Origin of the sequence: Marinobacterium sp. xm-g-48, assembly GCF_013282925.1 — a bacterium.
Taxonomy (GTDB): Bacteria; Pseudomonadota; Gammaproteobacteria; order Pseudomonadales; family Balneatricaceae; genus Marinobacterium_E.
Genome location: NZ_WBYQ01000009.1, coordinates 37,216 through 61,848 on the forward strand (window position 1 = coordinate 37,216; position 24,633 = coordinate 61,848).

The following is a 24,633-nucleotide window of genomic DNA, read 5'->3' on the forward strand; positions in this document are numbered from 1 at the left end:
ACTTTGGTCTAACTAATCAGGTGATCTGGTAGGACCAGTTAACCCTTAAATTTCTCTTTGATGGTTCAAACATGGCCATTTAATAGGCTTTTCGATCTGAAATTAAGACTTAAGTCTATATCTATCGTTTGTTCTGGTATGACCAGTTGCAACCTCTTCTTGTACCACACTTGAAAACCGGTCACACTGCGAGGCTATAACAAATAGATCAGAGAGCGTGTTTAAGGAATGAAAGCTTTACTGAAATTCTCAGCGGGCATTGATGCAATCAATGGCTGGGTTGGCAACTACATTAAATGGTTAATTCTTGCAGCGGTATTGGTCAGTGCAGGTAACGCAACAACTCGTTATCTGTTCAGTATCGCGTCTAATGCAATGCTGGAGTTGCAGTGGTACCTGTACGCTGCTGTGTTTACGGCGGCAGCGGGCTATGTGCTTAAACTAAATGAGCACGTACGCATCGATGTGGTGAGTCAGCGCATCTCACCAAGAGCCCGCAACTGGATTGACGTTATTGGTCTGCTCTTCTGTGTGATGCCGGTCAGCCTCTACATCTGCCTACAATCCATTCCCAATCTTTTAGAGACCTATGCTAACCAAGAGGTGAGTCAAAATGCGGGTGGCCTGCTGCGTTGGCCAGTGCGTGCAATGATTCCTCTCGGTTTTGGTTTGTTATTCATCCAAGCATTCAGCGAATTGATTAAGCGCTGGGCTTTTCTAAAAGGCTATATCGAAGATCCGCTGAGTAAAGGTGGTCACGTAAACATGGACGACGAGCAGGAGACGGCGTAAATGGAATTTCTAGCGGATAACATCGCGCCGATTATGTTCGGCACTCTGATCATCTTCCTTCTATCGGGCTTCCCAGTTGCGTTTAGTTTGGCAGCTAACGGCATTCTGTTTGCGATCATTGGTCATGAGCTTGGTCTATTGGATTGGGTGCTGCTTCAGGCAATACCTGAACGTATCTACGGCATTATGCAGAACGACACTTTGCTGGCGATTCCGTTCTTCACCTTCATGGGGATTATCCTGCAACGCTCAGGCATGGCAGAGGACTTGCTTGAATCGGCAGGGCAGTTGTTTGGGCGAGTACCGGGTGGTCTTGGTTATGCTGTCATTCTTGTCGGTGCGCTCCTCGCGGCAACGACGGGTGTTGTGGCAGCATCGGTGATTTCAATGGGCCTTATCTCCTTGCCGGTTATGATGCGATACCGTTATCACTACCCGACAGCGGCGGGTCTTCTGACCAGTGCCGGCTCGCTGGCACAGATCATCCCACCTTCACTGGTGTTGATCGTACTGGCCGATGTGCTTTCACTGTCAGTTAAAGATGCTTACATGGGTGCTATGCTACCGGCGGCAATGGTTGTGAGCTTCTTACTTCTATACATGTTCGCATTGTCGATCTTCAAACCGGCGATGGTTCCACCACTGCCAGCAGAGGCGCGTACTCTTCAGGGCACCAAGCTGATGGTGTCGGTTCTGACCGCGATGCTGCCACCGATCATTTTGATCTTCTTGGTATTGGGAACCATCTTCGTTGGTTGGGCAACACCGACCGAGGGTGGGGCAATGGGTGCTGTGGGGGCTCTATTGCTCTCGATCATCCGTCGTCGTCTGACGCTGGAGGTTATCAAAGGGGCTCTGGACTCAACGGCCAAACTGTCGACCTTCGTCATGTTTATTTTGGTTGGTTCATCTATCTTTGCTCTATCCTTCCGAGCAGTAAACGGTGACCTATGGATTGAGCACCTGTTTAGCTTTATCCCTGGTGGTGAGCTTGGCTTTGTTCTATTTGTCAGCTTATTGGTATTCGTACTCGGCTTCTTTATCGACTTCTTCGAGATAGCATTCATCTTGATGCCACTAATTGGCCCGGTTGCGGCAAACATGGACATCAACATGGTGTGGTTCCTCGTCGTGGTTGGATTGAACATGTCGATGTCGTTCTTAACACCTCCCTTTGGCTTTGCACTCTTCTACCTGCGAAGTGTGGCTCCAAAGAGCGATTACAAGGATGAGATTACCGGTCGTTTGGTACATGGCATGAAGACCATGGAGATCTACCGAGGGGCTATTCCATTCATCCTGATTATGCTGACATCACTGGCGTTGATCATCATCTTCCCAGAGATAGTGACCTACAATCTTGATGCACCTTTGGATGTTGATCTGGATACGATAGAGATCACTATCGATGGTATGGGTGGTGGTGACGACCCATGGGGCGCTGACGCGTCGGACCCATGGGCTGAGTAATACTATCTACGTTGAAAAGGCTGCTTCGGCAGCCTTTTTTGTGCCTGTTTTTACGTTGATTGTCAGTTTTTTGTGAATAAGTCTGTTTATAACTTATGAAAAAGCTGTCATTTAGTTGTTAAGTTCTGGAAAAAGTCGGATATAGGTCAAAGGTTGTGAGGGCTTGTAACCTATTGATTTAAAAACCTTGCCGCTATTTATCTGAAAATTCTGTGGATAATTGCACCCATTGGGGATAAGATTCAACCATACTTCTAAAAACCCACTGGGACTCAACAAATGTTTCAAGATCTATGGCAACAATGCCTAGAAACGCTAAAAGATGAACTGCCGTCACAGCAGTACAACACTTGGGTTCGCCCATTGCGTTTGGATCTAGAGACCGAGTCGCACATTGTTCTACTGGCCCCAAACCGTTTCGTAAAGGATTGGGTCGCGGATAAGTTCGTTACCCGCTTTCAAGATGTCGTTGAACGCTTGAGTGGTGAATCTGCGCCACTTATCGAAATAAGCATAGCAGGGTCCGTTGCCTCACCCGTCACTCGTACTCGACCAGAAGTGGCTCGAGCAAAGCCAATGCGTGTTGAGGCTCAAGAGTCCCAAGCTGAATTCACGTCGACCTCTATTGTTGCCCCCTCTACTGATATTATTCAGCCTGAGCTTGAGGTTCAGCCAGAGGTGATGGAGCGAACGGTGCAGGTCGAGGGTGGTTTGCGCCATCAGACCAGTTTAAACCCCAGCTTTACGTTCGAATCCTTTGTTCAAGGTAAATCAAACCAGCTAGCCTCTGCTGCGGCTCAACAGGTGGCCGATAACCCGGGTGGTGGTTACAACCCACTCTTTATTTATGGTGGTGTCGGCTTAGGTAAAACTCACTTGATGCATGCTGTGGGTGCAGAAATGCTTAAGCGTAATCCCAACGCTAAGATTGTCTACCTGCACTCAGAGCGCTTCGTAGCCGATATGGTTAAAGCACTTCAGCTGAATGCGATTAATGACTTTAAGCGCTACTACCGCTCGGTCGATGCACTGTTGATCGATGACATTCAGTTCTTTGCCAACAAGGATCGCTCGCAAGAGGAGTTCTTCCACACCTTTAATGCGCTACTTGAAGGTGGCCAGCAGATGATCTTGACCAGTGATCGCTATCCTAAAGAGATCGGTGGCATGGAAGAGCGCTTGAAGTCTCGTTTTGGTTGGGGTCTAACCGTGGCTATTGAGCCGCCAGAACTTGAGACGCGCGTCGCTATTCTTATGAAAAAGGCGCACGAAGCGCGAATTAAGCTTCCAGATGATGCCGCCTTCTTCCTTGCACAGAAGATTCGTAGTAATGTCCGAGAGTTAGAAGGTGCTTTGAAGCGAGTTATAGCGAACGCTCACTTCACTGGTAGTCCGATCACCACGACCTTTGTCAAAGAGTCGCTGAAGGATCTACTGGCATTACAGGACAAACAGGTTAGTATTGATAACATTCAGCGAGTGGTGTCTGAGTACTATAAGATCCGTGTAGCCGATCTTCACTCAAAACGCCGCAGTCGCTCAGTCGCTCGTCCAAGACAAGTTGCTATGTCTTTGTCTAAGGAGCTTACTAACCACAGCCTACCAGAGATAGGCAACGCATTTGGCGGTCGAGATCACACCACGGTCTTGCACGCGACACGAAAAATTAAAGAGTTGCGTGACAGCAATGCTGAGATCGCAGAAGATTACAAAAACCTGCTTCGTCATTTGACGACCTAACTGACAGACTGAGATAGGAATACGCATGAGATTCGTCATCACTCGTGAGGCTTTGATTAAACCACTACAGCTTGTTGCCGGCGTGGTTGAACGCAGACAGACACTGCCTGTGCTCTCGAACATTCTGATGGTGGCTGAGGGTGATCAACTCTCACTAACCGGTACCGATCTCGAAGTCGAGTTGGTAGGGCGCGTGCAGCTTCAAGAGCCGGCACAACCAGGTTCAGTGACCGTTCCAGCACGCAAGCTGATGGATATCTGTAAATCGCTCTCTGATGACGCTCGTATCGAGATGGAGTTGAGTGGTCAGAAGATGATCATCAAGTCGGGTCGTTCTAAGTTCTCACTAACAACCTTGGCGGCGTCTGAATTCCCGAATGTTGAAGATAGCCCACAAGCCTTCGAGTTAAGCTTGCCACAGTCAGAACTGCGTCAGTTGATCGAAAAGACAGGCTTCTCTATGGCGCAACAGGATGTCCGTTATTACCTAAATGGCATGCTACTGGAAGTAAGTGAAGACTCACTTCGTTCGGTTGCGACCGATGGTCACCGTCTGGCTACTTCGGCTTCTGCAGCGGATGTGCCAGCGGGTGGTGCGCATCAGATCATCGTGCCTCGTAAAGGTATTCTTGAGCTAGCTCGATTACTCCAAGGTGGTGACTCACCGGTTACACTGGTTATTGGTGCATCACACATTCGTGCCAATGTCGGTGACTACACCTTCACGTCGAAGCTGGTTGATGGCAAGTTCCCTGACTACCAACGAGTGATCCCTAAAAACGGTGACAAGGTCGTTCTTGGTGATCGCCAAGAGCTGCGTCAGGTATTCCAGCGTATTGCGATTCTATCGAACGAGAAATATCGAGGTGTGCGTCTGACGCTCAGCGATGGCTACCTTAAAGTGACGGCAAATAACCCAGAGCAGGAAGAGGCAGAAGAGACTGTAGCTGTTGAGTACGAAGGTCCTTCGATCGATATCGGTTTCAACGTTAACTATCTGCTCGATGTACTCTCTATTCTTGGTTCCGATGTGGTTCGTTTCACCTTAGCTGATGCAAACAGCAGTGCGCTGATTCAAGGCTTCGATGATCCAAACTCAACCTACGTCATCATGCCAATGCGCATGTAATTAACGCTTCAATAGAGGCCGTCCCTAGGGCGGCCTTTTCTGTTTATGCGCATCAAGCGACTACAACTCTCTAATCTTCGATCCATTCAATCCCTGGCCTTTGATGCGTCAGCGGATATCAACATCATTCACGGTCAAAACGGCAGCGGCAAAACCAGTATTCTGGAAGGTCTTCACTTCTTGTCTGTGGCCCGCTCATTCAGAACGCACCAGAGCCGATATGTCATCTCTGAGGGCCAACAACAACTGACCTGTTTTGCGAAGATTGAGGGTGAATCTGATTCCGGTGGTCTAGGTGTTGAACGAACCCAGCAGGGCGATGTGCGTGCCCGTTTCAGAGGTGAAGAGATCGACTTAACGGCCCTTGCTGGCTTAGTCCCGATGCAGGTGATCGACTCTGAAAGTTTCACACTTTTAGACGGTTCACCGTCTGTTAGACGACAATTTATCGATTGGGGTGGATTTCACCATTCTACGGGGTTTATTTCCGTCTGGAGAGGCTTTCAAAGAGCGTTAAAACAAAGGAATTCACTGCTAAAACGTGGTAATATTGATCGGTCGTTACGCGAGGTTTGGGATAGAGAATTTATCCTTCACGCAGAACGACTTACAGAGCTTCGAAGCGCTTATGTTGATGCCCTTTTACCGCACTTTACAGGCATTGCTGAGCAGTTGGTTCGAGAGGTCGTTACGGATCTACGTTTTAGCCCGGGTTGGGACAAAGATCAGGATCTACAGACTCTGTTAAATGAGAGTTTTGAACGTGATATGCGTCAGGGATTTACCTCCCTTGGGCCACAGCGTGCTGACCTTAAATTCAAGGTTGGAAGTCGCAGTGCCGCTGAGCACTTATCACGAGGCCAGAAGAAATTGGTCGTTAGTGCACTTAAACTTGCGCAGGGTCAGCTCTACGAGGCTACCCGAGGTCACTCCTGTATCTACTTGATCGATGACCTCCCTGCTGAGTTAGATAAAGAGCACCTGGCAACGTTTTGCTCGTTCTTGAAACAGAGCAACAGCCAAAGTTTTGTAACCTGTGTTGAGCCAAGCTCAATGCTAGAGGTATGGGGCGCAACTACTGACGGTGCCCTATTGAACGTCGATTCAGGTCAGTTAACTGCAAAGCAGACATTTGGAGAGATCTATGAGTGAATCAAACCAAGATTACGATTCGTCCAGTATTAAGGTTCTTAAAGGCCTTGATGCCGTGCGCAAGCGCCCAGGGATGTATATCGGTGATACCGACGACGGTAGTGGTTTGCATCACATGGTGTTCGAGCTGGTCGACAACGGCATTGATGAGGCACTCGCAGGTTTCTGTAGTGAGGTGGGCGTAACCATCCATGCTGACGAGAGTATTACCGTCAGCGATAATGGTCGCGGCATTCCGACGGATATCCACGAAGAGGAGGGTGTCTCTGCGGCCGAGGTTATCATGACGGTCCTCCACGCCGGTGGTAAGTTCGATGACAACACCTATAAAGTCTCAGGTGGTCTTCACGGTGTTGGTGTGTCGGTGGTAAACGCCCTGTCGACTGAGTTGCGTTTGACCATTCGTCGTGCTGGTCAGGTTCACGAGCAGGTTTACAACCACGGTGTACCGGCAGAGCCTCTAAAAGTGATCGGTGAGACGGATACCAGTGGTACGATCGTGCGCTTCTGGCCTAGCCCTGAAACCTTCACCAACATCGAGTTCCAGTACGACATTCTTGCTAAACGCCTTCGTGAACTCTCATTCCTTAACTCAGGCGTTCGTATTCGTCTTAAAGATGAGCGCTCTGGCCGTGAAGAAGTCTTTGAATACGAAGGTGGTCTAGCAGCCTTTGTTGATTTCCTTAACCAGAACAAATCGCCTATTAACAGTATCTTCCACTTCAATGCGATGCATGAAAATGGTGTTGGCGTTGAGGTCTCTCTACAGTGGAATGACTCATTCCAAGAGTCGATTCACTGTTTTGCCAACAACATCCCACAGCGTGATGGTGGTACCCACTTATCGGGCTTCCGCGCCTCCTTGACGCGTGGTTTGAACAGCTACATAGATTCTGAGTCGTTAAACAAAAAAGGCAATGTCAGCACCAGTGGTGATGACAGTCGTGAAGGTCTAACGGCGATCATCTCTGTTAAAGTGCCAGATCCTAAATTCTCTTCACAGACCAAAGATAAGCTGGTTTCGTCTGAAGTTAAGACAGCAGTCGAGCAGTTGATGGCAGAGCACTTCAATAACTACTTGCTAGAGAACCCATCTGAAGCGAAAGCGGTTGTGCAGAAGATGATGGATGCGGCGCGTGCCCGTGAAGCCGCGCGTAAAGCGCGTGAGATGACGCGTCGTAAAGGTGTGTTGGATATCGCTGGTCTACCGGGTAAATTGGCAGACTGCCAAGAGAAAGATCCGGCACTCTCTGAACTCTACTTGGTGGAGGGTGACTCGGCGGGTGGTTCTGCTAAGCAGGGCCGTGATCGTCGAACTCAAGCCATCCTTCCGCTTAAAGGTAAGATTCTTAACGTCGAGAAAGCACGTTTTGACAAGATGCTGACTTCAGCTGAAGTCGGTACTCTGATTACTGCACTAGGGTGTGGTATCGGCCGAGATGAGTTCAACGTTGAAAAACTTCGTTACCACAGCATCATTATCATGACCGATGCGGACGTCGATGGATCTCACATTCGTACCCTTCTATTGACCTTCTTCTTCCGTCAAATGCCAGAGTTGATTGAACGTGGCTACATCTACATTGCTCAGCCGCCTCTGTACAAAGTGAAGAAGGGCAAGCAAGAGCAGTACCTAAAAGATGATGAAGCGATGGATATGTACCTGCTTCAAGGTGCTTTGGAAGGTACTTCACTCTATCCTGCTGAAGATGCGCCTGCTATCACTGGTGCAGCGCTTGAGACGCTATTTGGTCGCTACCGTAAGGTGATGGCAATGATCAACCGTCTCTCGCGAATCTACCCAAGCCAGGCTTTGATGCAGTCTCTCTATGTTCCGCGTTTGGCGGCCGATTCGCTGGGTGATAAAGCGACGGTAGAGGGTTGGGCTAAAGAGCTACAAGCTAAGCTAGATTCTATTGTTACGTCGGGTTCAGAAGTCTACACAGTGGATGTTGAGTACGACCAAGAGCACAGCTCTTATGTGCCGGTGGTTAATGTATTGCTTCACGGTATTACGAATGCGTTCCGTTTTGAGGCTGACTTCTTCCGCTCTAAAGATTACGACTTGATCGTTGATCTTGGGGCAGAGCTTTCTGGTCTGTTAGCGGATGGTGCTTACCTTCAGCGTGGCGAACGTCGTATGGATGTGACAGAGTTGGGCGAAGGCATTGAATGGTTGATGGGTCTTGCGCGTCGCGGCAGTAACATTCAACGCTACAAAGGATTGGGCGAGATGAACCCTGATCAGCTTTGGGAAACAACCATGGATCCTGATGCGCGCCGCATGCTTAAAGTGACGATCGAAGATGCTATCTCTGCTGATCAGTTGTTTACCACGTTGATGGGTGATGAGGTTGAGCCTCGTCGTGACTTTATCGAGTCCAACGCACTGAATGTCTCTAACCTAGATGTTTAATGTTTAGTATTTTAGAGAAAGGGCGCCTATAGGCGCCTTTTTAATTTGTTTCACGTGAAACAAACTCCTTGTTTCTATTTCTAAGTTTCAATCTTATTTGATAAAAAGTTTCACGTGAAACATTTGAATCAATCGTCGCTAAATTCACTGTGCATCGCTTGAGTGAATCCGTCCATTGAAAATCTAATAGTAAAATCAGAACTAGACTTCGGTTGATAGTCGATGAACGTATGGCTTTCAAACATGTTTAAAAGTAGCTGGTTGTCATTTGGGATGGTCGGTGTGACAAATTGAAGATCGGCCCGCTTATCGTCACAACTGGCAGTAAAAGAGATAGGTATCTGATTGACGAGTGAGTGATAAATAGAAGGGCTGCTAAGGCAATCACTGACGCTGAGAATGAAGCCGGTTGTTAGAGCTCCATCCGTGTCATCACCAAAATACACCGCATATTTATCAAATTCATTAATGCTTCGGTGGAGATGTGTCGCAGAGAGAGGCTTGTTAAGCATATTAAATGGAATCATTTCGAACCCAATATAACTGTTCAAACCAAGTGCATATTTGATCTCTTCACCATTCGGGTGCTGGTTAAAAATGATAATTCGATCATCCTCATTGGTTATGGGTTTATCTAGGAAAAGTGTGTAAAACACTAAAAGGCCAATAATGAAATAGGCGATGGCGGTGAGTTTGGGATTAACTTTTTGCATCTTGCATCCTTGCAGTCAGTGGTTTGATTCAACACTATGCAAAGTAGTAGAAAAGCAGATATTTACAAATAAAAAACCCGAGCAGTGCTCGGGTTTTTTGATGGCCAATTAAGTTTAGCCAGCCAATTCGGAGATATCGGCGATTCCACCAAATAGCTCTTTAAGTTGTTGCAGCATCGCAAGACGGTTTTGCTTAACGTCAGCGTCATCTGCCATGACACGAACCTCTTCGAAGAAGCGGTCGATTGGCTGACGAAGATCAGCTAGAGCTTGTAGGGCACCTTGGTAATCGCCTTCACCTGTCATTGATGCAACTGAACTGCTTAAACCCTTGAGTGCTTGAGCAAGCTCTTTTTCAGCCTCATCAGATAGCAGTGCATCGTTGATAGCGGTAGACGGTGTAGAATCTAGTTTCGCAAGGATATTACCAACACGCTTGTTGCCAGCAATCAGTGCTGAGGCCGCTTCAAGTTGTGTAAAGGCCGCAACAGCATGAGCACGACGCACAAAGTCTAATGGTTTGCTTGGGCGAAGACCGTGGATCGACAGGTAGATCTCAGCGCTAATGCCCTCTTCTTCAAACCAGAAACGGAAGCGTTCCAGCATGAATTCAAAGACATTATCAGCAGCACTGTCCAAAGCAGGGAGTGCTTGGTAGTTTGATGCTGCAGTCTGAAGAAGCTCTTTAAGATCAAGATCTAACTCATGTTCAACGATAATACGAAGCACGCCCAATGCTGCACGACGCAGTGCAAATGGATCTTTAGAACCTGTAGGCGGCTGGTTGATCGCAAACAGACCGACCAGTGTGTCCAAGCGATCTGCCAAGGCTACAGCAATGCCCGTTTTAGAGGCAGGTAGATCGTCACCGGCAAACTTTGGCATGTACTGCTCGTAGATCGCCTGTGCAACTTCTTGCTCTTCACCATCGTGCAGTGCGAAGTGGTAACCCATAAGGCCCTGAAGCTCTGTGAACTCATAAACGGTATCTGTTAGCAAGTCACACTTAGCAAGCTGTGAAGCACGAGCGGCAAACGCTTCATTACCACCAATCAGCTTGGCAATGGCAGTGGCCGTTGCTTCAATGCGAGCAGCCTTGTCGGCGACTGTACCAAGCTCGTTTTGGAATACGACACTCTTTAGCTTCTCTAGGCGATCAATAAGAGGCGCCTTCTTGTCCGTCTCAAAGAAGAAAGCAGCATCAGCTAGGCGAGGGCGAATCACCTTCTCGTTGCCTGCAATCACTTGCTGAGGATCTTTAGACTCAATGTTTGAGATCGTAATGAAGTACGGCATCAACTTGTTGTTGCTATCCACAAGGTGGAAGTACTTCTGGTTCTCTTTCATTGAAAGGATTAGGACTTGCTCAGGTACCTCAAGGAAGCGCTCTTCAAAACGTCCAGCCAATGCAACAGGCCATTCGTTCAGTGCACAGACTTCGTCCAGAAGATCTTCATCGATATCAGCAGTTCCGCCAATACGAGCTGCTTCAGCTAGCACTTGTTCACGAATCATTTCGCGACGCTCAGCGAAGCTAGCCACAACTTTACCGGTGTTACGAAGCGTGGCAGCGTATTCACCTGCAGTCATCAGTTCAATGTCGTGTGGGTAGTGGAAGCGGTGGCCACGTGATTTACGGCCTGAAGTAACCTCAAGTAGAGTACAAGGTAGAACCTCATCACCCAGCAGCGCAACGATCCATTTAACAGGGCGGACAAACTCAGTACGGCTAGCCGCCCAACGCATACGCTTAGGAATCGGCAGCCCGCTCAAAGCGGTCTCAAGCATTCCTGGTAGAAGTTCTGCAGCAGGTTTACCAACCTCAGTACCGCGGTAGACGTAGTAGTCACCCTTGTCAGTATTCTCAATGACAAGGTCTTCAAGAGAGACACCGCAGCTGCCAGCAAAACCTTTAGCGGCTTGTTCAGGTGCTTTTGCAGAGGGTCCGCGTTTTTCAATGTTACGATCAGGCTGTTGGCTGTCTAGCTCTTTAACCAATACGGCCAAGCGACGTGGAGCAGCAAATAGCTCTAAAGATGAAAAGTTAAGCTGAGCATCGTTCAGTTGAGCCGTGAGGCTTTTACCCAGTGCGTCTGACAGAGAGAGAAGTGCACCTGGTGGTAGCTCTTCAGTACCCAGTTCAAATAGGAAATCTTGATTACTCATTACTCGGCTCCCTCCAGTGATGCTAGGACTTCTTGGCGAATAGACTCTTCTGCCATTGGGAAACCAAGCTCTTTACGCTTGTTGTAGTAAGCTTCGGCAACACCGCGAGCTAAGGTACGAACACGAAGAATGTAACGTTGACGCTCAGTCGCAGAGATCGCGTGACGCGCATCCAGTAGGTTGAAGGTATGCGATGCCTTCATGACCTGTTCATAAGCCGGTAGCGGTAAGCCGACATCCAGCAGTTTTTGACACTCTTTTTCGTAGTGCTCAAAGTTGCTGAATAGGTGTGGCACATCGGCGTATTCAAAGTTGTAAGTCGACTGCTCGACTTCATTTTGGTGGAATACATCGCCGTAGGTTACAACGGTACCGTCCGGTGCCTTAGACCAAATCAGATCGTACACACTGTCTACCTCTTGAACGTACATTGCTAGACGCTCTAGACCGTAGGTGATTTCGCCAGTGACCGGGTAACACTCAAGACCGCCAACCTGTTGGAAGTAAGTGAACTGAGTGACTTCCATGCCATTCAGCCAGACTTCCCAACCAAGACCCCAAGCACCCAATGTAGGTGATTCCCAGTTGTCTTCTACAAAGCGTACATCGTGTGTCAAAAGATCAAAGCCAAGACGCTCAAGCGAACCAAGGTAGAGCTCTTGGAAATTGTCTGGGTGAGGCTTCATCACAACCTGAAATTGGTAGTAGTGTTGAAGACGGTTTGGGTTCTCACCGTAACGGCCATCGGTTGGGCGTCGGCTTGGTTGAACGTAAGCTGAGTTCCAGCTCTCTGGGCCGATAGCACGCAGAGTGGTAGAAGGGTGGAAAGTACCAGCACCCACTTCCATATCCAGTGGCTGAACAATTACACAGCCTTGCTCGGCCCAATACTGTTGTAGGGCAAAGATAAGACCTTGGAAGGTGCTTACATCAGGTTTGACAGTGTCGGTCACGACAGAAGTCCTCGGCTAGGATTTTTTGCAAAAAATTAGCCGAGAATTATACAGCATTCCTTAAGAATTTAAGAGGGGCGTAACCCTATCCATTTAATAGGGTTATCGGCGCCAGAAAGCCGGTGTTAGTAGGACTAATAAGGTAAACACCTCAAGACGTCCTAGCAACATCGCAAAGACCAAAATCCATTTGGCGGTAGTCGGTATGTCACCATAGTGTGCCGCAACATCACCAAGGCCTGGACCAAGGTTGTTGAGCGTAGCGCCCACTGCCGACCAGGCGGTTACCTGATCCAGTCCAGTGGCTAGCAGTGCAACTAGCATCACCACAAAGACGATCAAGTAGACCGAGAAAAATCCCCAAACTGCTTCAAGCACCTTGTTCGAAATTGGGCGTCTTCCCAGCTTCACAGGCATGATCGCGTTCGGGTGAATTAGGCGCACAATCTCACGGTAACCCTGTTTTAGAATCAGCAGTAGACGTATCTGTTTCATACCGCCACCAGTCGATCCTGCACAGCCTCCGGCAAAGGCTGCCAAGAAGAGTAAGAAGGGCAGCATGGCGGGCCAGTGTGCAAAGTCCGCGACGGCAAAGCCGGTCGTCGTTGCAATGGAGACAACCATAAAGACCGCTTTGCGAAGCGCCTCAATCGATTCGTAGGTGCCGGTAAAGTCGAGTACAAACAGCGTAAACAGCGACAGGCTGATCAGAGAGAAGAGGTAGAACTTGAACTCTGGATCTGAGAAGTAGTGGGCGACACTATGCTGTCGCCAAGCGGCAAAGTGAAGGCCGAAGTTGATCCCCGAAAGCACCATAAAGAGTACACAAATCATCTCGATCAGTGCGCTGTCATAGAATCCAATACTGGCATCGTGTGTTGAGAACCCGCCAATGGCAACAGTAGAGAAACTGTGGCCAATCGCATCGAACAGCTCCATTCCTGCCGCCCAGTAGCCCAGTGCGCAGGCAATCGTCAGCGTCAGGTAGATGTTCCAAAGCGCTTTGGCAGTTTCGGTGATTCTAGGTGTCAGCTTTGAATCTTTTACCGGGCCAGGTGTTTCAGCACGGTAGAGCTGCATCCCGCCGATGCCCAACATCGGTAGTATCGCGACCGCAAGGACGATGATACCCATACCACCCAACCACTGCAGCTGCTGTCGATAGTAGAGCAGGGACTTGGGAAGCGTATCCAGCCCAGTAATGACGGTCGCCCCTGTCGTCGTCAGACCAGAGACGGCCTCAAACAGAGCGTCGGTAAAGGTAAAGTTTGTTTCGGCCGAAAAGTAGATAGGTAACGAACCGAAGAAGCCCAGTACCGTCCAGAATAGAACCGTAATTAAGAATCCGTCGCGTGTTCGCAGATCTTGGCGGACTCGCATGAAGGGGAGCCAGATTAAGAAACCGGTACACAGAGTGACGAAGAAAGCCCCAACAAAGGCCTGAATATTGCCATCGCTGTAGATCATCGAGACGAGGGCTGGCGGAAGCTGAGTGATGCTGAATATCATCAACAGCAGGCCAAGTATTCTGAGAATCACTTTGAAGTGCATGGTAGCCTCAGAAGAAGGTTAGGCCGACGGTAAAGAGCTTCTCTACCTCGCCAATTTGACGGTTATCGATGAGGAACAGAATGACGTGGTCGCCATCTTCAACCACGACGTCATCGTGGGCAATTAATACCTGGTTATCTCGCACAATGGCACCGATGGTTGCACCTGCAGGTAGCGCAATATCCTCAATGGCGCGCCCAACTACTTTAGAGCTTGACGGATCACCGTGGGCGATCGCTTCAATCGCCTCTGCTGCACCACGGCGCAGTGAGTGTACCGCCGCTACATCGCCGCGTCGTACGTGGGCCAGTAGGGCACCAATGGTGGTCTGTTGTGGTGATATGGCAATGTCGATAACGCCACCTTGGACAAGATCAACATAGGCCGGGTTGTTGATCAGCGTCATCACCTTTCTGGCCCCTAAACGTTTGGCCAGCATCGATGCCATGATGTTTGCTTCGTAGTCGTTGGTTAGGGCACAGAAGACATCGACATCATCAATATTCTCTTCGAGAAGCAGTTCCGAATCAGAAGCGCTACCATGCAGAACAATGGTGCGGTTTAGATCGCGTGCCAAGTGGTTGCATCGATCTAGGCTTCGCTCAATCAGTTTGACCTGGAAGTCATCCTCAATCGATTCGGCTAGTCGGAATCCGATGTTGCCACCCCCGGCAATCATGATGCGTTTATAAGGGTTATCTAATCGGCGCAGTTCGCCCATAACCGAACGTATATCGCCAGCAGCGGCAATAAAGAAGACCTCATCGTCCGCCTCAATGACCGTGTCACCGGTTGGAATAATAGGGCGGTCCTGTCTGAAAATGGCTGCCACACGAGTGTCGACATTGGGCATATGCGCTCTAAGTAGGGCGATCTCACGACCCACCAGTGGGCCACCGTAATAGGCCTTAACAGCAACCAATTGCGCTGCACCATCGGCAAAATCGAGAACCTGAAGGGCGCCTGGGTGATGGATCATTCGGGCAATGTGTTGTGTCACCAAGTGCTCAGGGCTGATCAATACATCAATTGGGATGCCGGCAACGTTGTTCTCTTTCTGCGTATTGAAGAGCTTACCTTCAGAGTAGTTGTAAGCTTGGTCACGAACTCGGGCAATCAACTTTGGTACGCGAAAATGCGACCAAGCGACCTGGCAGGCAACCATGTTGATCTCATCTGAGTTAGTCACTGCGATCAACATGTCGGCATCTTCTACGCCAGCGCTATGCAGAATAGTTGGCAGTGAAGCTTGGCCTTCAACCGTACGAATATCGAGGCGGTCGGCAAGTTCTCTGAGTCTTGGGCCATCGACATCAATGACAGTAATATCGTTGGATTCACTGGCGAGATGCTCTGCTAGAGAGCCACCCACCTGTCCTGCACCCAGAATAACAACGTTCATGTAACGCTTAAGCCTCTTCTATTCGCTTGATGCGGGCGTAGTAGAAGCCATCATGGCCTCCATTTTGTGGAAACAGCTGCCGACCGGCAGGTCTCTCTATGCCCCATTCTGCGACTATTTTGCACTCTTTCGCATCCGAGTGCTCTTTCAAAAATCGTTCGACAACACGCTCGTTCTCTTGTGTGAACACTGAGCAGGTTGCATACAGCAATGTACCACCAGGCTTGAGCATATCCCATAGGTTATTAAGGATCTCAAGTTGAGTGGTTGCAAGACCCAGGAGATCTTCGTTACGACGCAGTACTTTGATGTCAGGATTACGACGAATGACACCGGTAGCACTACAGGGCGCATCCACCAGAATGCGATCGTAAGCGTCACCGCTCCACCAATCACGCTGTGCGGCATCACCCACAATGACACCCGCACTCTGTTCTAGTCGTTCTAAATTCTCTTCGATGCGCGCGACTCGTCGAGGCTCTAACTCCAGCGCATCGATCTCAATATCATCTTCCAATTCAAGAAGGTGGCAGAGTTTTCCACCGGGTGCGGCACAGGCATCGAGTATGCGTTCGCCCGCTTTTACACCCAGCAGTTCTGCAGCCAATTGTGCCGCTTCATCTTGAACCGATACGTGCCCCTCTGCAAAGTGTGGCAGCTTATCCACAGAGCAGGGCGACGTTAGGTAGATGGCATCGCTTGAGAACAATCCAGCGGTTGCTTCGATTTCTGCACTGTTCAGTATCTTAAGGTATGAATCACGATCGCTTTTCGAACGATTGACCCGCAGACACATCGGTGGGCTCTGATCGTTTTCGGTCATTATGCTTTGCCAGTGATCGGGCCAGTTGTGCTTGAGTTTAGCGATTATCCACTCAGGGTGATTCCAGCGGCCAGTCTCGGTCTGCTGGATATCAGCTTCTAAACTATCTTTTTCACGCTGGTAACGACGCAACACGGCGTTCAACAGTTTGGCGGCCCAAGGCTTACCCATCTGCTTAGCGCCTTCAACGGTTTCGTTGATGACAGCATGTTCAGCCGTCGAGAGATGTCTCAATTGGTAGAGCGCGCTCAACAGTAGGGCAAAGACGTCAGTGTCCTCTTCTCTAAAAGGCTTGCGCAGACACTCACGGCTGAGCGCTTCAAGCTGTGGATAGAAACGAAGCGTGCCGTAGCAGATCTCTTGAAACAGAGCGCGGTCACGAGGTTCAACTCGAGAGAGCATGCCTGGCAGTCGGCTAGAGAGTGAACCGTTGTGTTGTAACAGCTGCGATAGAAAAACAGCCACTTGCACCCTTAGGTTAGCGGTATTACTCAAAGCGCATACCCTCTACAAACGGGTGGTTGTTTGAATTGAGAAGGGCCGACGCTTCAGTGGCGCGACCGCCTGGCATCTGAATGGTTTTGATCAGCAAAGAGCCTTCGCCACACCCGATCAGGACGCCCTGTTTATCGGCTTTGATCAGAGCACCAGCATCACCGGCTTCTGATTGTGCTTCCGCTCTCCAGATGCGGACGCTTTTATCATCAAGGGATGTGTAAGCCACCGGCCAAGGAGAGAGGCCGCGAACTTGACGGGCGATCGCGTCTGCCGACTCAGTCCAGTCGATTTTACCTTCAGCTTTCTCAAGCTTATTGGCGTAGTTAGCTAACGCATCGTCTTGAATTTCTGGAGTTAACTCGCCTGCTAACAGTGCAGGTAGTTGCTCAACCAGCATATTGGAGCCGAGTACTGCTAATCGATCATGCAGTTCTCCGCTACTCTCCTGTTTATCGATTGGCGTAAACACCTTAGCCAGCATAGGCCCAGTATCCAGCCCAGCCTCCATCTGCATCAGCGTCACACCGGTCTCTTTGTCACCTGCCAGCAGTGCACGGTGGATCGGAGCAGCACCACGCCAACGCGGTAGAATAGAGGCGTGTACGTTAACGCAACCCAGTTTTGGTGTATCCAATACAACCTGCGGCAGTATCAAGCCGTAGGCAACAACAATCATTAAATCAGCGTCGATCGCAGCCAGTTCCGCCTGAGCCGCTTCATCACGCAGTGAGAGTGGTTGAAACACGGGAATATTTGCTTGCAGTGCAATCTGCTTAACGGGGCTCGCTTGTAACTTCCTACCACGGCCCGCTGGTCGATCGGGTTGGGTGTAAACGGCTACCACATCAAAGCCGGAATCGATCAGAGCCTGTAGATGAGAGGCGGCAAAATCTGGGGTTCCGGCAAAAATAATTTTAGACAATTCGATATCCTAAAATGAAACAGGCTTGCCAAGGTGAGCGGCAAGCCTGTCTGATCTTTAAGCCTGAGCGGCTTCTAATTTATGTTTCTTCTCGAGTTTTCCGCGGATTCGATCACGTTTTAATCGAGAGATATGGTCAACAAATAGCTTACCATTCAGATGATCCAGCTCGTGCTGAATACAGACCGCTAGCAAACCGTCAGCAATTAACTCATAAGGTTCGCCATCACGACCAATCGCATTCAGCTTAACGCGCTCTGGGCGAACGACGTTTTCGTAGAAGCCAGGGACAGAGAGGCAACCCTCTTGCATCTGTTCAGTCTCGTCGGTTAACACTTCAAAAGAGGGGTTAATTAGAACCAGTGGCTCATTGCCCTCTTCGGATATATCGATTACGACGATCTGTTTATGAATATTGACCTGTGTTGCGGCCAGACCAATGCCCGGAGCGTCGTACATGGTTTCAAACATGTCATCGATGATCTTGCGTACCTCATCATCGACCGTCTCAACCGGTTCAGCAATGGTGCGAAGGCGCGGGTCTGGGAACTCTAAAATTTTAAGCAGTGCCATACCGTTTAGTGATCTCTCTCAATCGGATAACTAGTAACATTGTTAATATTGTCTATTATACCTATTAGGACTCTGTTTGCATGTGGTACACGTTAAGCAGTGCAATCGAATAGATAAGCGTCAAACGCTGAAGGATAGTATGTTTAAACGGATAAAACAGATCGCTGCCGTTGCATTAGGTATAACCTCTATGCTGGCGCAAGCTGACACCATCAAGTTGGCGCAAGATGCCCCCTCGGAATACACCGTTGTTAAAGGGGATACCCTGTGGGATATCTCCGCGCGTTTTCTCAAAAGCCCTTGGCTCTGGCCTAAGGTTTGGGAAGTAAACTCGCAGATCTACAACCCTCATCTGATCTATCCTGGAGATGTCATCTACCTCTACTGGGAAGATGGTGAGCCACGCCTAGGTCGTAAACCAGGTACTCTGGTATTAACGCCTGAGGTTAAAGTCGTGCCACGCGAAGAGGCTATCGCTTCGATCCCTCTGCGTGATGTACAAGCCTTTCTCAATGATAGCCGAGTGGTTGATAATCAAATGTTAGCGGATGCGCCCTACGTGCTGGGTGGTAAAAACCAACGCATCCTCGCTGCCAATGATGATCGAGTCTATGTTCGAGGTGAGTTATTAGATGACAGTCGTCAGCAATCTCTCTACCGTCCTTTGATCGAGTATGTAGATCCCAACACCGGTGAGTCTTTAGGTTATGAGCTACACCGCGTCGCTGATGCGCTGGTTCGTGGTTCTGAAGGCGACACAATCAGTGTTGATATTCGCAACAGTACTGAAGAGGTGCGTTTAAAAGATATTCTGATTCCAACCGGTGAAGCGCCACTGGTGACTCGGTTTATGCCGCGCCCGGGTCCAGAGCTCGATAATGTTGAAGTCATCGCCGTGTTAAATGGCGTTGCCAACATTGGTCAGTTTAACAGTGTCACAATCAATGCTGGCGAGCGCGAAGGAATCGAGCCAGGCAGTGTTTACGCGATCTACAATCGTGGCGAAGAGATTCGTGACCCTAAAACAGGTGAAAAACTTCAACTACCAGCCGAGCGTGCCGGTGAGTTGATGGTCTACAAAACCTTCGACAAGGTCAGTTATGCACTGGTGATGCGTGCAACCGAAGTGATTCAGGTTGGCGACCCGCTTCGTCAGCCTTAACGTCACAATATTAGACAATCGCTGCACATGGATGTGCAGTGTCAGGAGCAAGGATGCCAGCCGAATCGATCGACTGGGTTGCACTGCGCCTTTTGGCTATGCGACCCGCTTCCAATTTAAAATTCATTCAACACACTGACTGGCCTGATCGGCTAAAAGACTCTAAGTGCTTAATAGAGCAGTTAGAGCTTTTTAACGAAAGTCAGTTCGCTGTCAGGCAGATAAAGTCACTCTACGATCATGCCGAAAAGCATCTAAATGTCATTAAAAACATAGATTGTGACGTTATCTGCTTTGAAGATAGCCGTTATCCCGAATTGCTTAAATCGATCTACGATCCGCCCGTGGTGCTCTTCTCAAAAGGCAATGTGCAAGCATTGAGCGACCCTCAAGTCGCTATGGTGGGTGGGCGAAAATCATCCAGCTTGGCCCGTGCAACCGCACAGCGATTTGCTCAAGAGTTAACCCAATCGGGCGTACATGTCACCAGTGGATTAGCCATAGGCATTGATCACGCAGCTCATCTCGGCGCAATACAAGCCGGCCCCGGTTCAACAATCGCCGTTATGGCAAACGGCCCAGATCTGGTTTATCCACAACGGCATCAACGGCTGGCCCAGCAGATATTGGACTCAGGCGGGCTGTTAGTCACTGAGCAGTTGCCCGGTATCCAGCCCAGGCCCTACCTATTTCCAGAGCGTAATCGCATCATCAGTGGTATGAGTTTGGGAACCTTAGTCGTTGAAGCCACTATTAAGAGTGGATCACTGGTCACAGCTCGTTTGGCGCTGGAGCAGGGGCGGGAGGTATTTGCTATACCGGGTGCGATTACCAACGAACTGGCAAGAGGCTGTCACCATCTCATTAAAGAGGGAGCTCAGTTGGTTGAAACGGTTTCCGAAATATTGGCGTCACTCTATCTACCGCTTACTACAGATCGTGTTGAGACGCCGCCCATTGAGTCTGAGGATCCCATAATCCGTGCACTGCATCAGCAGCCGTTAACTGCCGATCAGCTTGCAGCAAAGCTCAGTATTCCGATTGGGCAGCTTCAACGTCTGCTCGTGGAACTAGAAATCTCAGGAATTATTGGCCGAGAGGGAGCCCGTTACGTCGTTCTTCGGTAGAATAGCGTTTTTTCCAAAGTAAGATTCTGATTATGGTGAATGATTGGAGCATTAAACAGGCCGTAGAAGTGGTCCAGCAGGGTGGCGTAATTGCCTATCCTACAGAGGCGGTTTGGGGGTTAGGTTGTGACCCTTGGAACGAGCATGCCGTGAAACATCTGTTAGCGGTTAAACGCCGCCCTATGCATAAGGGCTTAATATTAGTGGCAGCCAATATTGGACAGGTTGAACCACTGCTGCAGAATCTGACAGCCGAGCAGCGTCAGGTTGTTGAGGCAAGCTGGCCTGGACCCAATACCTGGTTGATACCGGATACCGACGAGATGATCCCTGAGTGGGTTAAAGGCCAGCACAGCTCTGTTGCTGTTCGTGTCTCTGCACATCCCATCGTGCAGGCGCTCTGTAACCGTGCCGATATGCCGTTGGTATCAACCTCGGCTAACCCCTCATCTGCAGTACCTGCAAAGAGTAAGTTGAGAGTAAGTACTTACTTTGGAAATAGAATTAATTATCGTGTTCAGGGCGCATTAGGCGATTCGGATCGACCATCCGTGATTCGTGATGCACTGACTGGACAGACCCTACGAGTTTAGAGACGGAGATTGCGAATGAGCAAACCGAGCGTAGCAGAAGTAAAAGCCTTCTTAATGGATCTTCAGGATCGTATCTGTAATGAACTGGCAGCAGCCGATGGTGGCGCTGAGTTTGTTGAGGACTCTTGGGATCGACCCGAAGGCGGCGGTGGCCGAAGCCGAGTCATTACCAACGGTGCGGTGTTTGAAAAGGGCGGCGTTAACTTTTCGCATGTTCACGGTAATCAGATGCCTGCATCGGCAACTGCGCACCGTCCTGAGCTTCAAGGCCGTAACTTTGAAGCGATGGGTGTCAGCCTTGTGATGCACCCTAAAAATCCTAAAGTGCCGACCTCACATGCCAATGTTCGTTTCTTCATTGCGGAGAAAGAGGGCGAAGAGCCAGTTTGGTGGTTCGGTGGCGGATTTGATTTGACCCCTTACTACGGCAATGAAGAGGATTGTGTTTTTTGGCACCAAGTGGCTAAAGACGCTTGTGACCCTTTTGGGGACGATGTCTACCCACGCTATAAAAAGTGGTGTGATGACTACTTCTTCTTGAAGCATCGTGGTGAGCCTCGCGGTATCGGCGGCCTCTTCTTTGATGACCTGAATGAGTTGGGTTTTGATCAAAGTTTTGCGCTGATGCAGTCCATTGGTAATGCCTACACTAAAGCCTATGTACCGATTATCGAGCGCCGTCGTGATGAGCGTTATGGTGAAGCCGAGCGTGATTTCCAATTACACCGTCGCGGCCGTTACGTTGAATTCAACCTAGTGTTTGACCGTGGCACTTTGTTTGGATTGCAGACCGGTGGCCGAACCGAATCGATTCTGATGTCGCTTCCACCGGAAGTGCGCTGGGACTACAACTGGGCGCCTGAACCCGGTACAGAAGAGGCGCGTTTGACTGATTACTACCTGCAATCTAGAGACTGGTTAGGCTTAGAAGCATGATCGATCAGTACCGAGTGACAGGCAATCCGATCAAACATAGCCTGTCACCCAGAATTCATAGCCACTTTGCTCAGACAACGGGTGAGTCTCTGAACTACACCGCTCAGCTGTTAGAGGCGGATACCTTTACGGACACGCTGAGGGTTCAACTGACCTCTGGAGAGATCAAGGGCTCTAATGTGACCCTGCCGTTTAAAGAGCTGGCTTGGCAGCTTGCACAGGAGCGCACGGCGCGCGCTGAGACAGCCGGTGCAGCCAATACTCTCTGGTTAAATGAGCAGGGCGAAATTTGTGCTGATAACACCGACGGCATTGGTCTGTTAACTGATCTAAAGAACAACTTGGGTTTGGAATTGGCGGGCAAACGCGTCTTGATACTGGGTGCAGGTGGTGCTGTGCGTGGTGTCATTCAGCCGATGTTAGAAGCTCAGGTTGCTAGCGTTGTGATAGCGAATCGCACGGTATCAAAAGCTCAGGTTATTGCCGATGTCTTTGCGGGCGCTCCCGTTTCTGCTTGCGGCTATGATGACATTACAGGGCCTGCTTTCGATCTGATCGTCAATGGCACCTCGGCCAGTATTGGTGGTGAGTTGCCCCCTGTGCCTGCTGAAGCGATCGATGCCAATAGTTGTGGTTATGACATGATGTATGGTGCTGAACAAACACCATTTTGTGCCTGGTGCGAACAGCATGGAGCACGTGCCATAGACGGTCTGGGTATGTTGGTTGAACAAGCGGCAGAGTCCTTCGCAATTTGGCGAGGGGTAAAACCCGAAACAGCCGAGATTCTTAATCAGCTCAGATCCGAACTGCAACACAAATAGCATTGACTTAGAGGGGGGAGCGCTTCAGTCTAAGGGTATCAATTCGCTGTATTGGATGCCCCGCATGGAAAAGCTAGCCCCGCTCTCAGTCGATCAACTCTACCGTACCTGCGATACCGATCTTCTCCCGTTTAAAACCACCGATAACCTAGAGGGCTTCGCCGGCTTCTTTGGTCAAGATCGTGCGCTTGAAGCGATGGAGTTTGGGGTAGGCATGAACCGCCCCGGCTACAATCTGTTTGTGATGGGTAACCCGCACACAGGGCGATTCTCTTTTGCGATGGAGAATCTGCGTGAGGCAGCCAAAAGCCAATCCAAGCCATACGATTGGTGTTACCTGAAGAACATCCAAGACACCCGTCATCCACAAGCGCTGCGCCTCCCAGCCGGTAAAGCCGTTAAGTTGCAGCACGATCTTAGTAAGCTTCTTAACCGTGTCGTCACTGAGCTGCCTGCTGCCTTTGAAAGTCCCGCCTATCAGCGTGAAAAATCTAAGATTGAACGTGACTTCAACCGTCTCTATGACAAAGCAGTAGAGACGGTCGAGAAGCAGGGGCGTGAATACTCCATCGCCGTTTATCGTGATGCGGGCACGATTGGATTTACGCCCGTAGCGGAAGGGCAAGCCATCGATGAGGCGGTCTTTTCGGCGCTTCCGGAAGAGATCCGTGACGCCTTTTCAACACACATATCCGAACTGGAAGAGCTGCTTAATGAGCAACTGACAGAGATGCCACGCTGGCGCCGTGAGGCCGCTGAAGCACTGCGTTACCTCGATCGTGACACCGCTCGTCACGCAATTAAACCCCTGTTTGAAGAGGTGCGAGGTGAATATTCAAACCTGAAGGGGGTGAACAGCTACCTTGAAGATGTAGAGCGTGATCTGATTCGTAACGCCGGTGAGATGATTGCGGAGGGGATTTTTGAGAACAAATCCGAGACGGCTCGTCGCGAATTCATGAACGAGAACTACGGTCTTAATCTGCTCGTTGATAATGAGAAGACCAAAGGTGCGCCAGTGGTCTATGAGGCGCACCCAAGTTATGAAAATCTGTTTGGACGCATTGAGTACAACAGTGAAATGGGTGCTATGATCACCAACTACCGTCTGATTCGTCCGGGTGCACTGCATCGAGCCAATGGCGGTTACTTGATCATTGAAGCGGAAAAACTCTTTGAGCAACCCTTTGTCTATGGCGCCTTGAAGCGAGCGTTAAAAGCGCATGCGATTCGCATCGAAAACCCAGTCAGTGAGTATGCCGGTATCAGCACCGTAACGCTCTCACCTGAGGAGATCGATCTGGATGTGAAGATCGTCCTCATTGGCGCCCGTAACATCTACTACCTCTTGCAAGAGCTCGATCATGACTTCGAAAAGATGTTCCGTGTTGTGGTCGATTTTGAAGAGGATGTCGAGCGCACACCGGCGACCATTCGCCAGTACGCCCGTCTAATGAGCACGCTGGCCAAAGAGGAGAAGCTAGCACCGTTAACTCGTGAAGCGGTAGCGCGACTGGTTGAGCACTCCTCTAGACTGGCGGGTGATCAAGATCTTCTATAGGCGCATATCGGTGAATTAGTCGATCTACTCTGTGAAGCGGACTACCGTCGCGCTAAATCGAATGACAAATACATCGATGCGGCACACGTCGACGCGGCACTGTCGTCCAAAGAGCGTCGAACCGGGCGCC

The 24,633-nt window shown here is 49.7% G+C and carries 19 protein-coding genes and 1 pseudogene; 12 read left to right on the top strand and 8 right to left on the bottom strand.

Features of this window, described 5'->3' with window-relative positions; all coding sequences use genetic code 11:
• Window positions 1-228: 228 nt before the first annotated feature.
• From XMG48_RS11220 to gyrB, 6 genes are all read left to right on the top strand, one after another.
• Entirely contained in the window at window positions 229-792 is a 564-nt protein-coding gene (locus XMG48_RS11220; RefSeq protein WP_173482169.1) for a TRAP transporter small permease subunit, read from the top strand.
• Window positions 793-2,262, top strand: coding sequence for a TRAP transporter large permease subunit (locus XMG48_RS11225; protein ID WP_173482170.1), 1,470 nt, complete (start codon window positions 793-795; stop codon window positions 2,260-2,262). It begins immediately after the preceding gene.
• Between the two features lie 279 nt (window positions 2,263-2,541).
• Window positions 2,542-4,002, top strand: a complete 1,461-nt coding sequence (gene dnaA / locus XMG48_RS11230; protein WP_173482171.1) for a chromosomal replication initiator protein DnaA — start codon at window positions 2,542-2,544, stop codon at window positions 4,000-4,002.
• Window positions 4,003-4,027: 25 nt separating this feature from the next.
• Window positions 4,028-5,131 (top strand): DNA polymerase III subunit beta, encoded by a 1,104-nt coding sequence (dnaN, locus tag XMG48_RS11235; RefSeq protein ID WP_173482172.1) that lies wholly within the window; start codon window positions 4,028-4,030, stop codon window positions 5,129-5,131.
• Window positions 5,132-5,176: 45 nt separating this feature from the next.
• Window positions 5,177-6,283, top strand: coding sequence for a DNA replication/repair protein RecF (gene recF, locus XMG48_RS11240; RefSeq protein WP_173482173.1), 1,107 nt, complete (start codon window positions 5,177-5,179; stop codon window positions 6,281-6,283).
• Entirely contained in the window at window positions 6,276-8,699 is a 2,424-nt protein-coding gene (gene gyrB / locus XMG48_RS11245) for a DNA topoisomerase (ATP-hydrolyzing) subunit B (protein WP_173482174.1), read from the top strand. The genes recF and gyrB overlap by 8 nt, the downstream gene beginning before the upstream one ends.
• 128 nt (window positions 8,700-8,827) lie before the next feature.
• Here gyrB and XMG48_RS11250 read toward each other — a convergent pair whose 3' ends face one another.
• The 8 genes from XMG48_RS11250 to def all read right to left on the bottom strand — a co-directional run bounded on the left by XMG48_RS11250 (window position 8,828) and on the right by def (window position 18,300).
• Window positions 8,828-9,412, bottom strand: coding sequence for a hypothetical protein (locus XMG48_RS11250; RefSeq protein WP_173482175.1), 585 nt, complete (start codon window positions 9,410-9,412; stop codon window positions 8,828-8,830).
• A 114-nt stretch (window positions 9,413-9,526) separates the two neighbouring features.
• Window positions 9,527-11,578 carry a glycine--tRNA ligase subunit beta gene (gene glyS, locus XMG48_RS11255; RefSeq protein ID WP_173482176.1) on the bottom strand — a complete coding sequence of 684 codons (2,052 nt, stop codon included), beginning with the start codon at window positions 11,576-11,578 and terminating at the stop codon, window positions 9,527-9,529.
• Window positions 11,578-12,531 carry a glycine--tRNA ligase subunit alpha gene (gene glyQ, locus XMG48_RS11260; RefSeq protein WP_173482177.1) on the bottom strand — a complete coding sequence of 318 codons (954 nt, stop codon included), beginning with the start codon at window positions 12,529-12,531 and terminating at the stop codon, window positions 11,578-11,580. The genes glyS and glyQ overlap by 1 nt, the downstream gene beginning before the upstream one ends.
• A gap of 102 nt (window positions 12,532-12,633) precedes the next feature.
• Window positions 12,634-14,082: a TrkH family potassium uptake protein gene (locus tag XMG48_RS11265; protein ID WP_173482178.1), complete on the bottom strand. Its 1,449-nt coding sequence runs from the start codon at window positions 14,080-14,082 to the stop codon at window positions 12,634-12,636.
• Window positions 14,083-14,089: 7 nt separating this feature from the next.
• Window positions 14,090-15,484 carry a Trk system potassium transporter TrkA gene (trkA, locus tag XMG48_RS11270; protein WP_173482179.1) on the bottom strand — a complete coding sequence of 465 codons (1,395 nt, stop codon included), beginning with the start codon at window positions 15,482-15,484 and terminating at the stop codon, window positions 14,090-14,092.
• A 7-nt stretch (window positions 15,485-15,491) separates the two neighbouring features.
• Window positions 15,492-16,772 (bottom strand): 16S rRNA (cytosine(967)-C(5))-methyltransferase RsmB, encoded by a 1,281-nt coding sequence (gene rsmB, locus XMG48_RS11275; protein ID WP_371731476.1) that lies wholly within the window; start codon window positions 16,770-16,772, stop codon window positions 15,492-15,494.
• A gap of 22 nt (window positions 16,773-16,794) precedes the next feature.
• Entirely contained in the window at window positions 16,795-17,727 is a 933-nt protein-coding gene (gene fmt / locus XMG48_RS11280; protein WP_217363584.1) for a methionyl-tRNA formyltransferase, read from the bottom strand.
• Window positions 17,728-17,784: 57 nt separating this feature from the next.
• On the bottom strand, window positions 17,785-18,300 hold the full coding sequence (def, locus tag XMG48_RS11285; protein WP_173482181.1) for a peptide deformylase: 516 nt from the start codon (window positions 18,298-18,300) through the stop codon (window positions 17,785-17,787).
• A 139-nt stretch (window positions 18,301-18,439) separates the two neighbouring features.
• On the opposite strand from def, the gene XMG48_RS11290 reads away from it, so the two are divergent.
• The 6 genes and pseudogenes from XMG48_RS11290 to XMG48_RS12225 all read left to right on the top strand — a co-directional run.
• Entirely contained in the window at window positions 18,440-19,462 is a 1,023-nt protein-coding gene (locus XMG48_RS11290; protein WP_254443659.1) for a LysM peptidoglycan-binding domain-containing protein, read from the top strand.
• Between the two features lie 53 nt (window positions 19,463-19,515).
• Window positions 19,516-20,589: a DNA-processing protein DprA gene (gene dprA / locus XMG48_RS11295; protein ID WP_173482182.1), complete on the top strand. Its 1,074-nt coding sequence runs from the start codon at window positions 19,516-19,518 to the stop codon at window positions 20,587-20,589.
• A gap of 32 nt (window positions 20,590-20,621) precedes the next feature.
• Entirely contained in the window at window positions 20,622-21,182 is a 561-nt protein-coding gene (locus XMG48_RS11300) for an L-threonylcarbamoyladenylate synthase (RefSeq protein ID WP_173482183.1), read from the top strand.
• A gap of 15 nt (window positions 21,183-21,197) precedes the next feature.
• Window positions 21,198-22,118: an oxygen-dependent coproporphyrinogen oxidase gene (gene hemF / locus XMG48_RS11305; protein WP_173482184.1), complete on the top strand. Its 921-nt coding sequence runs from the start codon at window positions 21,198-21,200 to the stop codon at window positions 22,116-22,118.
• On the top strand, window positions 22,115-22,942 hold the full coding sequence (gene aroE, locus XMG48_RS11310) for a shikimate dehydrogenase (RefSeq protein ID WP_173482185.1): 828 nt from the start codon (window positions 22,115-22,117) through the stop codon (window positions 22,940-22,942). Before hemF ends, aroE begins: the two co-directional genes overlap by 4 nt.
• Before the next feature lie 280 nt (window positions 22,943-23,222).
• Window positions 23,223-24,611: pseudogene (locus XMG48_RS12225) on the top strand (AAA family ATPase); the annotation flags it as partial.
• Window positions 24,612-24,633: the final 22 nt, after the last annotated feature.